Source organism: Oerskovia turbata (assembly GCF_000718325.1).
GTDB classification, from domain to species: domain Bacteria; phylum Actinomycetota; class Actinomycetes; order Actinomycetales; family Cellulomonadaceae; genus Oerskovia; species Oerskovia turbata.
Window position 1 is genome coordinate 101,699 of the sequence record NZ_JOFV01000004.1, and the last position, 12,699, is coordinate 114,397.

Consider the following 12,699-nt stretch of genomic DNA (forward strand, 5'->3'; position numbering starts at 1 on the left):
CGTAGGCTCCTCAGGGTGGGTGGACAGGGGCAGGCGCCCGCCCGCACGGCCTTCGCCGCACGGCAGCGGCAACCGACGACGAGGAACGAGACATGAGCTACTTCACCAAGCCCGGCGACACGGACCGGACCCCCAACGCACCGCTGTCGCGCGACCGGGTCGAGGCCTTCCTGGCGGGCAAGGGCTGGAACTACGGGATCGACGACGACGGCGACCTCGGCGGCGGCTGGGACGGGAACATCTTCTACTTCTTCGTCCAGGGCTCCAAGCAGGAGATCCTGCAGGTCCGCGGGCGCTGGCACCGCACGCTGCCCGCCGAGGAGCACGTGGGCCTGGTCATGCTCGCCAACGACTTCAACCAGCGCAAGGTGTGGCCCAAGGTCTTCTGCCGGGTCGAGGGCGAGCGCGTCGCGATCTACACCGAGGTCGCGACCGACCTGGAGTTCGGCGTCGCGGACGACCAGCTCGGCCAGCTCGTCGAGTGCGGCCTGTACTCAGGGCTCCAGTTCTTCGAGCAGCTCGACGAGCAGTTCCCCGCCTCCGACGCGGACTCCTCCGACGCGAACACCTTCGTCGAGGACCGGCCGCTTTGACGAGCACGTTCCAGGTCGACCTTCACGGCGTCGTCGACCTGCTCGCGCGCCACCTGTACTCGAGCCCGCGCGTGTACCTGCGCGAGCTCCTGCAGAACGGCGTGGACGCCATCACCGCGCGCCGGGACCTGCCCGCCGCGCAGCCGGGCGACGTCGCGCCCGCGGCCATCCGGCTGCGCCCCTTGCCCGACGGGTCGCTCGAGGTCGCCGACACGGGCGTGGGCCTGACGCTCGCGGAGGCGGCCGAGCTGCTCGCCACGATCGGTCGCAGCTCCAAGCGCGACGTCGAGCTCGGCACGGGCCGCGAGGAGTTCCTGGGTCAGTTCGGCATCGGTCTGCTGTCCGCGTTCATGGTCGCCGACGAGATCGAGCTCACGTCCCGCTCGGCGCGCTCCCTGCCCGACGGCGCGGCTCCCGCCCCGGTGCGCTGGCGCGGGTTCGCGGACGGCAGCTACGAGCTGACCGAGGTGCCGCACGAGGACCCGACGGTCCCGGCCGAGCCCGGCAGCGTCGTCCGCCTGCGTCCGCGTAGCGACATGGAGCACTGGCTCGCCCCGGAGACCGTCACGGCGCTCGCGCAGGACTTCGGGTCGCTGCTCCCCGTCGACCTCCAGGTCGAGGTCCGGCTCGACCTGACCGACGGCGACGTCGCCACGGGAACGGACGGCGCCTCACCCACGGTCTGGCGCCGGCTCAGCGGCACGGACCTCCCGTGGAAGGAGCGGCACGCGACACCTGCCGACCGCGACGCGGCCCTGACGCGGTACGCCGAGCAGACGCTCGGCTTCACGCCGCTGGCCCGCATCGACCTCGACCTCCCGCTCGCAGGCCTGACGGGCGTCGCGTACGTGCTGCCCGCGGCGGTCTCGCCCACGACCCCGTCGAGCCACCGCGTGTACCTCAAGCGCATGCTCCTGGGCACCCGGGTCGACGACCTCCTGCCGCCGTGGGCGTTCTTCGTCCGCTGCGTCCTGGACGCCTCGGCGCTGCGCCCCACCGCGTCGCGCGAGGGCCTCTACGAGGACGAGGTCCTGCTCGCGACGCGCGAGGCCCTCGGGGCTCGGGTCCGGGAGTGGGCGCTCGCCACCCTCGCCGAGAGCTCGCCCACGAGCCGCGCGTTCCTGCGCGTGCACCACCTCGCCGTGCGAGCCCTGGCCCTGCAGGACGACGACATGCTCGACCTCGCGGCCCGGGTCCTGCCGTTCGAGACCACCGAGGGGACCGGCACGCTCACGGACCTCGCCGCGACCCTGCCGGAAGGGTCCCGGATGCTGTGGACCCCGAGCGTCGAGGAGTTCCGGCGCGTCGCGCCCGTCGCGGCGGCCCAGGGTCTCGGCCTCGTCAACGGCGGGTACGTCTACGACGCGGACCTGCTCGAACGCATCTCCCGCCGCTTCCCGCAGTGGCGGCTGGCACCGGTGACGTCGGACGACGTCTCCCAGGCGCTCCTGGAGGTCGACCCGCTGCGCGAGCTCGAGGTCGCGGACGCCGTCCAGGCCGTCGACGACGCGCTCGCACCGCACGACTGCGAGGCGGTCGTGCGTGCCTTCGAGCCCGCGGCGCTGCCCGCGATGCTCCTGCACGACCGGGACGGCGACCACCAGCGCGAGGCCCGGGCCACGGCCGACGCGGCGGACGACGTCTGGGGCCAGGTGCTCGCCGAGCTCTCCGGTCCCGCCCGTTCCCGACGGCTCGTCCTCAACGACACGAACGAGACCGTCCGGTCGCTGCTCGCGACGACGGACCCTCAGGTGCTGGAGGCGGGTGCCCAGTCCCTGTACGTCACCGCCCTGCTGCTGTCCGGCCGGCCCCTGCGGGCCTCGGAGGCCACGCTCATGAACGGCTCGCTCGGCGTCCTGCTCGACCGCGCGCTGCGCCCCGGCACGACCCCCCTGGAGGAGAACCGATGACCCGCACGGTCCACGAGGCCAACGAAGCGCTGTTCCGCGTCCGCGAGATGCCTTACGGCGTCGCCCGGAGCACCGCGGCCGAGGCCGAGCTCGCACGCATCACGGCCGACGGCCCCGTCGAGGCCAGGGCGTACGCGCTGTTCGTGCTGGTCGAGTCCTACGTGTGGGGCAACGAGGTCACCAAGGCCTACCTGCCGTTCACGCAGCTCCTGCGGTGGTGGGACGAGCACCCCGAGCACTTCGACGAGCAGGACACGCACTCGCTGTTCTGGTCGTTCAAGTGGATGGTCGGCAACCTCATGGACTTCCCTGCGGTCCCGGCCGCGCAGATCGAGCGGACGCTCGACGACATGGAGCGCCGGTACGCCGTCGCGGGCAACGGGATGAACGCCGTGACGATGTCCCGCTTCCAGTGGGCCCGCGCCCGGGGGACGCAGGACACTGCGGCGGCGTACGAGGCCTGGGTCGCGACACCTCGGGACGACTTCTCGCAGTGCGAGGCGTGCGAACCAGGCGACCGTGCCGCCTACCTGTTCGACACCGGGCGCCTGGAGGAGGGCATCCGTCTCCTGGAGCAGGTCCTCGCGGGCTCCCCCGAGTGCGCGACCGAGCCCGGCGACATGCTCTCCCGGCTCCAGCTCGCCTACCTCGAGACCGGGGACGCGGACAAGGCGGCCGCCACCCACCGCCGGGGCCTGCGGCACCTCGACAACGGGGTCGCGATGGAGGGGCCGCAGGGCCGGCACATCGAGTTCCTCGCACGGACCGGCAACGTCGAGCGTGCTCTGACCCGGATCGTCGAGCACCAGGACCACCTCGTGACCGCAGACTCCCCCCGCGACCGCTGGGCGTTCCTCCTCAGCGTCGGGACGGCGACGTCGCTGCTCGCGGCCGAGCACGGTGAGCGCCCGATCGCGCTGCGCGAGGTCCCGGCGTCCACGGTCGCCGAGCTCGACACCTGGGTGCGCGCCCAGGCCCGCGAGATCGCCGCAGCCTTCGACGCGCGCAACGGCACCGACGCGACGACGCGACGCACCGAGAAGGTGTGGGCGGGCACGCCGACGCTCCTGCCCGTGAGCCTGGGGGTGCTCGGAGCGACGGACGCCGACGTCTCGGCCCTCGTCCGGGACACCGCGGTCGTGGTCCCGGACCCCGTGGCCGAGCCCGCGACCGACGGAGCTCAGGTCGGCGGTGTCGCGGCACTCGTGGCCCACGCCGAGACGCTCAGCACCGACGATCCCGCAGGCGCCGCCGGCGCGTACCAGCGGGCGGCCGCGCTGTTCGAGGCCGAAGGTGCTCTGGACCAGGCGGGCTTCGCCCTGGCCGAGGCCGCGCAGCTCGCGGCGGGCGAGCAGGACGTCGAGGGGGCCCTCGCGGCTTTCCCCCGTGCTGTGGCGCTCCTGCGGGCCGGCGGCGTGGACCCCGCGTTCCGGGGCCCGGTCGTGCGCGCCTACGCCCGGCTGACCGCGCGAGCGGGAACCGCGGCGGCGGGGCTCGCGGCGGTCGACAAGGCTCTGACGGAGACCGGGTCCGCCCCGGCGGAGGGAAGCGTCGGCGCCGAGGACGAGCGGGCGGCGCGCGAGCGCCGTGAGCTCCTCGACACGCGCGCCCGGCTCCTGGCGACGCTCGGCGAGCACGAGCGGGCGTCCTCGTCCGCCGAGGCCGCCGCCGAGGAGTTCGCTCGTGCAGGCGACCTGGACGGCGCCGCGCACGCGTTCTGGCTGGCCGGGACCACGCGCGCCGATGCGGGGGACCACGAGGGCGCGGTCCTCGCGCTCGAGGCGGCTCTCGACGGTTTCCGGCTCGCGCACGACCAGGCCTCGCGGGCGCTCGTGGGCAACGAGCTCGTCACCGTCCTGCGCCGCCTGGGCCGCGACGACGACGCCGGTCAGGTCGCGGAGTCGGTCAGCCGCCGCTGATCACCGGCGCCGGTGTGGGACCGGCCCGGACCTCCCGGGCCGGTCGCGCACCGGCGCGTCCCGTGCGTTCCCGGCCCGCGCCCCGCAGTCACGTCACGTCGGCGCGCGACGCAGCGACGCGACGAGCTCCGGCAGCCGCGGCAGCCTGCACACGTCCCAGCCGTGCGTCCCGCACCGCGGACCGGATCGTCGCCACCTCGGCAGCGTCGGCCGTCGCGGGCGAGCCCGCGTCGAACGGCGGTCGGGGGTCGTACTCGAGCAAGAGCTGCAGCCGACGGGCGACGTCGTCCCCGAGGTCACGGGCCGCGAGCACGAAGGCGAAGTCGATCCCGGAGGTCACCCCGGCGCCCGTGACCCGGTTGCGGTCGACGACGACCCGCTCGGCGACGGGTTCGACCCCGAGCTCGGCGAGCAGGGGCAAGGACGCCCAGTGGGTCGTGGCCCGGTAACCGTCGAGCAGGCCCGCGGCAGCCAGCAGGAACGACCCGGTGCACACCGAGGTCACCCACCGGGCACCGGCCGCCTGCCGTCGCAGGAACGCGAGCACGTCCTCGTCCTCGAGCAGCTCGAACGTCCCGTCCCCGCCCGGGACGAAGAGCACGTCGGCCGGCGGCGCGTCGGCGAGCGTCGTGGTCGGGACGATCGACCACCCGCAGTCCGTGGCGACCGGCGCGGTGTCACGCCACGCCAGGTCCACCTGCGCGCCGGGAAAGCGCGCGAAGACCTGGGCGGGACCGGTCAGGTCGAGCTGGGTGCAACCGGGAAAGAGCAGGGCGACGATGCGCAACGGTGCGGTCACCGGGGCACGGTAGCAGCGCGCTCGTCCGCGGGGACCCCGTATCTCACGACCTCGTAGAGACGTTCCTCGTACTCGCCGGTCGCGTGCAGGGCAGCGCTGTCCCACGCCTCGCCGAGCGCGCGGAGCACCGTGTCCTCGGCCGGGCTGCGGCCCACCTCCGGGCTCACGGCCGTGCCGCCCGCCGCACCCGCGCTCGCGGGGTGAGCGGCGCCGTCGGGAAGCGGGGGGCGCGCACCGGTGACGACGACCAGTCCCGTGCCGGGCTCCGCCAGGACCTCCCGCACGAGCCCGACCGCGGCGGCCGGGACGGTCGCGCTCCCGAGCTCGACGACCTCGACCGGGCCCTGCCAGCCTGCCGCGTCCAGGGCGAGGAGAGCGACCGACGCGGCGACGCCCGCGGCGGGCAGCCCGTCGGCCGACGCTCGCGGGGCCCAGCCCCACCAGCGCCGATCCACCCCGGCAGCCTCGAGGGCCGGACGCATCGCGCCCCGCCGCTCCCCCGCCCGGCGAGCCCCGCAGTCCAGGACGACGACGCGCCGCGCGTCCCGCGACAGCTCTCCCAGCGCGTCGAGGACCTGGGCGCGAGTCCCCGCGAGGACCTCGGCCCTGCCTGCGACGCCCGGGACGAGCAACGGGGTACCGGGCATGGCGACGGCGCGAACGATCACGCGCGCCACGCTACCCCGCGAGCAGGACGATCCCCAGCGGGCGCAGGTAGGGTGGGCGCATGAGGTTCTTCGGCGGCAGACGGGGACACCAGGCAGGACGAGACGACTCGGGCGACCAGGGCAGGAAGGACGCTCCCGACGAGCACGCCACGGACGAGGTCGGCGGGGCCCCCGGCACGCACCTCGACGACGCCGCGCTGCACGCCTCGGTCGAGAGCCTGCTGCTCCGCGAGCTCGGTGGCACCATGATCGCCGACATCGAGCACGACAAGATCCCGACCCCCCTGCACCGCGCCCGGGTCCTCGAGTGGATCGCCGACGCCGGCTACAGCTACTTCCTCGACGCCGAGGGCGACGTGGGCGGGTTGTGGCACGGGCGGCTGTTCTACTTCCTGCTGTTCGGCTCCCACCACGAGATCCTGCAGGTCCGCGGCCAGTGGAACCGGGACATCACGATCGAGCGCCTCGAGGAGATCCTCGAGTTCTGCAACGAGTGGAACGCGGACCGCATCTGGCCCAAGGCCTACACGCGCGTGCGGGACAACGGCATGGTCCACGTGTTCACCGAGGTCACGGTCGACCTCGAGCACGGTGTGAACGACGACCAGCTCGACCAGCTCCTGCAGTGCGGCCTGTCCACGGGCTCGATGTTCTTCGACGCCCTCGACGAGCTCTACCCGGACCCTGCGAGGTCCGCACCATGAGCCCCGCCCCCCGGACGAGCTGGCTCGCGCGCCTGTTCGGCAACCACCGGCCCAAGCCCGTCGAGGACGTGCACGTCGACGTCGAGGTGCCCTCGCCGCTGTCGACCCGCCGCATCGGCGACCACCTCACGCGGCGCGGCTACCACTTCCGCCTCGACGACGACGGCGACGTCACGGGCACGTGGGACGGGAACCGGTTCTGGTTCCTGCTCCTGGGCGACCACGAGGAGATCCTCCAGGTCCGCGGCCGCTGGTCGACGACCGTGCCCGTGGCGGCCCGGCTCGTGCTCCTGCAGACCGTCAACGACTGGAACCGCGAGCGCATCTGGCCCAAGGTCTACGTCCGCGAGGAGAGCCAGGGCCTCGCGGTGTACGCCGAGGTGTCGGTCGACCTCGAGCAGGGGGTGACCGACGACCAGCTCGGCCAGATCGTCTCGTGCGGGCTGGGCACCGCGGTCCAGCTCTTCAGCACGATCGGCGGCCAGCTCCCTCCCACCTGAGTCCTGGGTGCGCCACCTGGTGCACCCGCCACGATCTCAGGGGCGGCGCAGGCTCGGCAGACCGAGGCTCACGGGACCGCCCGCCGACGGTGCACCGTGCGAGTGACCGTGGTCGTCACCGCCACCCAGTCGCGTCTTCTCGCGCGCGACCCAGGCATCGCCCGAACGCGTGCGGCGCACCGCGTAGGTGCCGCCGTCGAGCACCGAGTCCGCGACGAGGTGGTACGGCGCGGAACGCGTGACCTCGACCGTGACCATGTCGCCGGGGCGGGGCAGCCGCGGGTCCGGTGCGTCGGCGAGGCGCGGGTCGTCGGCCGTGACGTCCGCGTCGGAGCGTCCGGCCATCAGCGCGACGACCTCGTCCGGCACCGCGAGGTGGACCAGACGGTTGTCCGCGGCCCGGCCCGTCAGGCGGTGCGTCGCCCCGTCCTTGCGCCCTGACCCCTCGGTCACGAGGACCTCGACCGTGCGACCGACCTGGCGGGCCGACTCCTCGGCGCTGATCCGGTCCTGGAGCGCCTGGAGGCGTTCGTAGCGCTCCTGCACGACCTCCTTGGGCAGCTGGTCCGGGAGCGTGGCCGCGGGGGTCCCCGGGCGCTGCGAGTACTGGAACGTGAACGCCGAGGAGAAGCGTGAGGCCTCGACGACGCGCAACGTCTCGGCGAAGTCCTCCTCGGTCTCCCCGGGGAAGCCCACGATGAGGTCGGTGGTGATCGACGCGTCGGGCATGGCAGCCCGCACCCGGTCGAGGATCCCCAGGAACTTCTCGGACCGGTAGGAGCGGCGCATGGCCCGCAGCACGCGGTCCGACCCGGCCTGGAGCGGCATGTGGAGCTGGGGCATGACGTTGGGCGTCTCGGCCATGGCGGCGATCACGTCGTCCGTGAAGGCGGCCGGGTGCGGGGACGTGAAGCGCACGCGCTCGAGCCCCTCGATCTCGCCGCACGCACGCAGGAGCTTGGCGAACGCTCCGCGGTCGCCGAACTCGACGCCGTAGCTGTTGACGTTCTGCCCGAGCAGGGTCACCTCGATCGCACCCTGGTCGACGAGCGCCTGGACCTCGGCCAGGACCTGGCCCGGTCGCCGGTCGCGCTCCTTGCCGCGCAGGTGCGGCACGATGCAGAACGTGCACGTGTTGTTGCAGCCGACGCTGATCGAGACCCAGCCCGCGTACACGGACTCGCGCTTGGTCGGCAGGGTCGAGGGGAAGACCTGGAGCGACTCGGCGATCTCGACCTGTGCGGCCTCGTTGTGCCGGGCACGCTCCAGGAGCACGGGCAGCGCGTCGAGGTTGTGCGTGCCGAACACGACGTCGACCCACGGGGCCTTGTCGACGATGCCCGACCGGTCCTTCTGCGCGAGGCATCCGCCGACCGCGATCTGCATGCCCGGCCGCCTGGCCTTGATCGACGCGAGCTGGCCGAGGTTGCCGTACAGGCGGGTGGCAGCGTTCTCCCGGACCGCGCACGTGTTGATGACGACGACGTCGGCACGGTGCGCGGCCTCGTCGGCCGCCTCCGCGCGGGTGTACCCCGCCTGCTCGAGCATGCCCGCCATGTGCTCGGAGTCGTGGACGTTCATCTGGCACCCGAGCGTGCGGACCATGTAGGTGCGCTGCGCCGCTGCCGGCACCGCTCCGGCGTGACCGGCGGAAACGGGCTGGGGGGCCCCCGGCGGGTCGGCCGCAGATACGTCGGCGGAACCCGCGGCGGGGCTGTCTTCGGGGCGCAGGGCGGTGGAGAACATCACCGTCAAGGGTACGGCGCGCCGGGCGCCGGACCGAAACGCCCTGACAGGACCAGCCGGGCATCTGTTGCCCGTCCGTTGCCGAACTGTTGCCGGAAACAGTGGCGTGCGCAACAAAACCCCCCTAGGTTCAGAAAATGGACGCGCAACCGACCACCCCGAGCGACGCTCCCGACGCGTCGCCCACCACCCCCTCGTCGTCACCCGACGCGCCGTCGCGTGACGACGAGCTCGGACCTCCGCTCGTCGAGCTCCACGGGGTCAACAAGCACTTCGGGGACCTCCACGTCCTGCAGGACATCGACCTCACGGTCCGGCGCGGCGAGGTGCTCGTCGTGATCGGCCCCTCGGGCTCGGGGAAGTCCACGTTGTGCCGCGCCATCAACCGGCTCGAGACCATCGACACGGGCACGATCGTGATCGACGGCGAGCCCCTGCCGGAGGAGGGAAAGGAGCTCGCCAGGCTCCGTGCCGACGTCGGCATGGTGTTCCAGTCGTTCAACCTCTTCGCCCACAAGACGATCCTCGACAACGTGACGCTCGGTCCCGTCAAGGTCCGTCGGACCAGGTCCGCCGAGGCCAAGAAGGAGGCCCTGGCACTGCTCGACCGTGTCGGGATCGGGAACCAGGCCGACAAGATGCCGGCCCAGCTCTCGGGCGGCCAGCAGCAGCGCGTGGCCATCGCCCGAGCCCTGGCCATGCACCCCAAGGTCATGCTCTTCGACGAGCCGACCTCTGCACTGGACCCCGAGATGATCAACGAGGTCCTGGACGTCATGGTCGCCCTCGCCAAGGAAGGCATGACCATGATCGTCGTGACCCACGAGATGGGCTTCGCCCGCAAGGCGGCCCACCGCGTGGTCTTCATGGCCGACGGCCAGATCGTCGAGGAGGCCCCACCCGAGGAGTTCTTCACGAACCCCCAGAGCCACCGCGCCCAGGACTTCCTGTCCAAGATCCTCACCCACTGACCCCTCTCGGACGCACCGGCGCGTCCGCCCCGACCACTCCTACGACCCGGTCTCGCGACCAGCACTCCCCCAGCAGACCAGCACTCCCCAGCACAAGGCACGCCCCACGGTCCCCGGGCTCACCGACGAGCCCGGCCCACCTGTAGCAACCGAACAGCTCGACCGGCAACGACCGCCGGGCGCAGCGGGTGACCACCAGGACTCCCGTGACGGCTCGGCACCGACGAAGGGGAAGACACCATGCGCACACGCACCCGTACCGGAGGACTCGTCGCACTCGCCGCGACCGCCGCACTCGCCCTGAGCGCGTGCGGGGGCAGCGACGACGGCGGCGGCTCGGCCGACGACTCGACCGCGACGTCCGGCGGAGAGAAGATCACGATCGGCATCAAGTTCGACCAGCCCGGTCTCGGCTTCAAGGAGGGCGACACGTACACCGGGTTCGACACCGACGTCGCCCGGTACGTCGCCGAGAAGCTCGGCTACTCCGAGGACCAGATCGAGTGGAAGGAGGCGCCGTCCGCCCAGCGTGAGACGCTCCTGAGCACCGACCAGGTCGACATGATCTTCGCGACGTACTCGATCACCGACAAGCGCAAGGAGACCGTCGCGTTCGCCGGCCCGTACTTCGTCGCCGGGCAGGACCTGCTCGTCGCGGAGGACAACACCGACATCACGGGGCCCGGGGACCTCGAGGGCAAGAACCTCTGCTCGGTCACGGGCTCGACGTCGGCCCAGCGCATCAAGGACGAGTACGCCGCGGGCGTCAACCTTCTCGAGCAGCCGGGCTACGCCGAGTGCGTGACCGCACTGCTCTCGGGTCAGGTCGACGCGGTCACCACGGACGACATCATCCTGGCCGGTCTCGCGGCGCAGCCCGCCAACAAGGGCAAGGTCAAGGTCGTCGGGGCGCCGTTCTCGACCGAGCGCTACGGCGTCGGGATCCCGCAGAGCAGCGACAGGTGCGAGGACATCAACGCCGCGATCACCGAGATGATCGACGACGGCTCGTGGGAGGAGGCCATCACGGCCAACACCGAGGGCACCGGGTACACCCCGAACGCCTCGGAGAACCCGCCGACGCCGGACGCCTGCGCCTGACAGGTCCGCTGCCGGGCCGGGGTCACGTCTCAGCGTGGGCCCGGCCCGGCACCCGTCCCTGTCCGGTCTCGTGCGGCGTCCGCGCCGCACCTCGCGAAGGGTGACCCGTCGTGGGTGACTACCTCTCTCAGTTCCTGCGTCTCTTCGAGTCCTACGACGTCCTGGGTGCGTTCTGGGTCAACATCCAGCTCACGTTCTGGGCGGCGATCCTCGCGCTGGTCATCGGCACGGTGCTCGCGCTCATGCGGATCTCCCCGATCCCGAGCCTGCAGTGGGCCGGCGCCACCTACGTGACGCTGTTCCGCAACACGCCGCTGACGATCATCATGGTCTTCCTGACCCTGGGGGTCTGGGGTCAGCTCAAGATCCAGCTCGCCGACGACTTCCCGTCGAACTTCTTCCGGTTCGCGGTCCTCGGGCTCGCGGTGTACCACGCGGCGTTCGTGTGCGAGGCGATCCGTTCCGGGGTCAACACCGTGCCGATCGGTCAGGCCGAGGCTGCTCGCGCGATCGGTCTGTCGTTCCTGCCCGCCGCGCGGATCGTCATCCTGCCGCAGGCGTTCCGCGGGTCGGTCGCCCCGCTCGGCAACGTGCTCATCGCCCTCATCAAGAACTCGACCGTGGCCGCCGCGGCCGGTGTCGCGACGGAGACCTCCAGCCTCATGAAGACCATGATCGAGTTCGACTCCGACGTCATCATCGCGATCTTCCTGACGTTCGCGATCGGCTACGTGATCCTCGTGATCCCGGTGGGCCTCGCGACGACGGCGCTGTCCCGCCGCCTGGCGGTGAAGCGATGAGCGCGCCGCAGCAGACGGTCCTGTTCGACGCACCGGGTCCCCGGGGACGTCGGACCATCGTGGTCGGCAACGTCGTGGGTGTGGTCGTGGTGGCGGGCATCGCCGCCTACGCGCTGGTGCTGCTGGGTCGCGAGGGTCAGCTGTCCGCCGAGAAGTGGCAGCCGATCTTCACGGCCGACGCGTGGGACAACTTCTACCTGCCGGGTCTCGTCGACACCCTGCGCGCCGCGGGCGTGGCGATCGTGGGAGCGATCGTGTTCGGCCTGCTGTTCGGCGTGGGGCGCCTCTCCTCGGTCCGACCGGTCCGTTGGCTCTCGGGGCTGGTCGTCGAGTTCTTCCGGGCTGTCCCGGTGCTGCTCATGATGATCTTCTTCTGGTTGTTCCTGGCCCAGCTCAAGGTGCCGGACGCCCCGTTCATGGCGGTCGTGATCGCTCTGATCCTCTACAACGGGTCGGTCGTCGCGGAGCTGGTCCGCTCGGGTGTGTACGGGCTGCCCACGGGGCAGCGCGAGGCGGCTCTGGCGGTCGGTCTGACGCGGGGCCAGTCGCTCCGGTCGGTCGAGGTGCCGCAGGCGCTCATCGCGATGCTCCCGGCGCTCGTCTCCCAGCTCGTGGTGGTCCTCAAGGACACCGCGCTGGGCTACATCATCACGTACACCGAGCTGCTCCAGGAGTCGCGCCGCCTGGGGTCGGCGTACGGCAACATCCTGCAGTCGCTGCTGGTCGCGGCGATCCTGTTCATCGCGATCAACTACGTCCTGTCGAGGGTCGCGGAGATCCTCGCGCGTCGCCTCAAGGGCCGGACGGCGGGGCCCGTGCGTGCGGCCACGCCCGGTCTCGCGGTCGGGGCACGCGGTGCTGCCCCGGCGGGCACGGTTCCCGTCGTCCCGCCGGCGCCGAAGTAGGCGCCCGCCACGGTGCGGGCACGGCACCCGGTGGTCCCGGTCCGCCATGGACCGGGACCGCCGGGTGCACCGAGGGTCTCGCC

The 12,699-nt window shown here is 72.3% G+C and carries 12 protein-coding genes; 9 read left to right on the plus strand and 3 right to left on the minus strand.

Annotated features, from left to right (window positions below; genetic code table 11):
* Positions 1-92: 92 nt before the first annotated feature.
* From IE95_RS20330 to IE95_RS0105015, 3 genes are read left to right on the plus strand one after another with little or no spacing between them, the layout of a single operon-like run.
* Complete coding sequence (locus tag IE95_RS20330) at positions 93-593, plus strand: type III secretion system chaperone family protein (protein WP_051702753.1); 501 nt, start codon at positions 93-95, stop codon at positions 591-593.
* On the plus strand, positions 590-2,503 hold the full coding sequence (locus IE95_RS0105010; RefSeq protein WP_030150541.1) for an HSP90 family protein: 1,914 nt from the start codon (positions 590-592) through the stop codon (positions 2,501-2,503). The genes IE95_RS20330 and IE95_RS0105010 overlap by 4 nt, the downstream gene beginning before the upstream one ends.
* Positions 2,500-4,422, plus strand: coding sequence for a hypothetical protein (locus tag IE95_RS0105015; RefSeq protein ID WP_030150542.1), 1,923 nt, complete (start codon positions 2,500-2,502; stop codon positions 4,420-4,422). The genes IE95_RS0105010 and IE95_RS0105015 overlap by 4 nt, the downstream gene beginning before the upstream one ends.
* 88 nt (positions 4,423-4,510) lie before the next feature.
* Here IE95_RS0105015 and IE95_RS0105020 read toward each other — a convergent pair whose 3' ends face one another.
* Together IE95_RS0105020 and IE95_RS0105025 are read right to left on the minus strand one after the other, a co-directional pair.
* Positions 4,511-5,221 (minus strand): DJ-1/PfpI family protein, encoded by a 711-nt coding sequence (locus IE95_RS0105020; RefSeq protein WP_030150543.1) that lies wholly within the window; start codon positions 5,219-5,221, stop codon positions 4,511-4,513.
* On the minus strand, positions 5,218-5,889 hold the full coding sequence (locus IE95_RS0105025) for a hypothetical protein (RefSeq protein ID WP_129429374.1): 672 nt from the start codon (positions 5,887-5,889) through the stop codon (positions 5,218-5,220). The genes IE95_RS0105020 and IE95_RS0105025 overlap by 4 nt, the downstream gene beginning before the upstream one ends.
* A gap of 59 nt (positions 5,890-5,948) precedes the next feature.
* Here IE95_RS0105025 and IE95_RS0105030 point away from each other — a divergent pair, with 59 nt between their 5' ends.
* Entirely contained in the window at positions 5,949-6,593 is a 645-nt protein-coding gene (locus IE95_RS0105030) for a type III secretion system chaperone family protein (protein WP_084689838.1), read from the plus strand.
* Entirely contained in the window at positions 6,590-7,093 is a 504-nt protein-coding gene (locus IE95_RS0105035) for a type III secretion system chaperone family protein (protein WP_030150546.1), read from the plus strand. Before IE95_RS0105030 ends, IE95_RS0105035 begins: the two co-directional genes overlap by 4 nt.
* Positions 7,094-7,129: 36 nt before the next feature.
* Here the strand turns inward: IE95_RS0105035 and miaB are convergent, their stop codons facing one another.
* Entirely contained in the window at positions 7,130-8,698 is a 1,569-nt protein-coding gene (miaB, locus tag IE95_RS0105040) for a tRNA (N6-isopentenyl adenosine(37)-C2)-methylthiotransferase MiaB (RefSeq protein ID WP_240666241.1), read from the minus strand.
* 278 nt (positions 8,699-8,976) lie between these two features.
* Here miaB and IE95_RS0105045 point away from each other — a divergent pair, with 278 nt between their 5' ends.
* The 4 genes from IE95_RS0105045 to IE95_RS0105060 all read left to right on the plus strand — a co-directional run bounded on the left by IE95_RS0105045 (position 8,977) and on the right by IE95_RS0105060 (position 12,616).
* The gene (locus IE95_RS0105045) at positions 8,977-9,810 is read left to right on the plus strand and encodes an amino acid ABC transporter ATP-binding protein (RefSeq protein WP_030150548.1); all 834 of its coding nucleotides are present in this window, start codon (positions 8,977-8,979) and stop codon (positions 9,808-9,810) included.
* Positions 9,811-10,050: 240 nt separating this feature from the next.
* On the plus strand, positions 10,051-10,911 hold the full coding sequence (locus tag IE95_RS0105050) for a glutamate ABC transporter substrate-binding protein (protein WP_030150549.1): 861 nt from the start codon (positions 10,051-10,053) through the stop codon (positions 10,909-10,911).
* Positions 10,912-11,021: 110 nt separating this feature from the next.
* Positions 11,022-11,711, plus strand: a complete 690-nt coding sequence (locus IE95_RS0105055) for an amino acid ABC transporter permease (protein WP_030150550.1) — start codon at positions 11,022-11,024, stop codon at positions 11,709-11,711.
* Positions 11,708-12,616, plus strand: coding sequence for an amino acid ABC transporter permease (locus IE95_RS0105060; RefSeq protein WP_051702754.1), 909 nt, complete (start codon positions 11,708-11,710; stop codon positions 12,614-12,616). The genes IE95_RS0105055 and IE95_RS0105060 overlap by 4 nt, the downstream gene beginning before the upstream one ends.
* Positions 12,617-12,699: the final 83 nt, after the last annotated feature.

Excerpts from the sequence above, each read along its gene's own strand:
- IE95_RS0105050 (WP_030150549.1), top strand. The coding sequence starts at position 10,051 with ATGCGCACACGCACCCGTACCGGAGGACTCGTCGCACTCGCCGCGACC.
- IE95_RS0105015 (WP_030150542.1), top strand. The coding sequence starts at position 2,500 with ATGACCCGCACGGTCCACGAGGCCAACGAAGCGCTGTTCCGCGTCCGC.
- IE95_RS0105035 (WP_030150546.1), top strand. The coding sequence starts at position 6,590 with ATGAGCCCCGCCCCCCGGACGAGCTGGCTCGCGCGCCTGTTCGGCAAC.
- IE95_RS0105030 (WP_084689838.1), top strand. The coding sequence starts at position 5,949 with ATGAGGTTCTTCGGCGGCAGACGGGGACACCAGGCAGGACGAGACGAC.
- miaB (WP_240666241.1), bottom strand. The coding sequence starts at position 8,698 with ATGGTCCGCACGCTCGGGTGCCAGATGAACGTCCACGACTCCGAGCAC.
- IE95_RS20330 (WP_051702753.1), top strand. The coding sequence starts at position 93 with ATGAGCTACTTCACCAAGCCCGGCGACACGGACCGGACCCCCAACGCA.
- IE95_RS0105045 (WP_030150548.1), top strand. The coding sequence starts at position 8,977 with ATGGACGCGCAACCGACCACCCCGAGCGACGCTCCCGACGCGTCGCCC.
- IE95_RS0105060 (WP_051702754.1), top strand. The coding sequence starts at position 11,708 with ATGAGCGCGCCGCAGCAGACGGTCCTGTTCGACGCACCGGGTCCCCGG.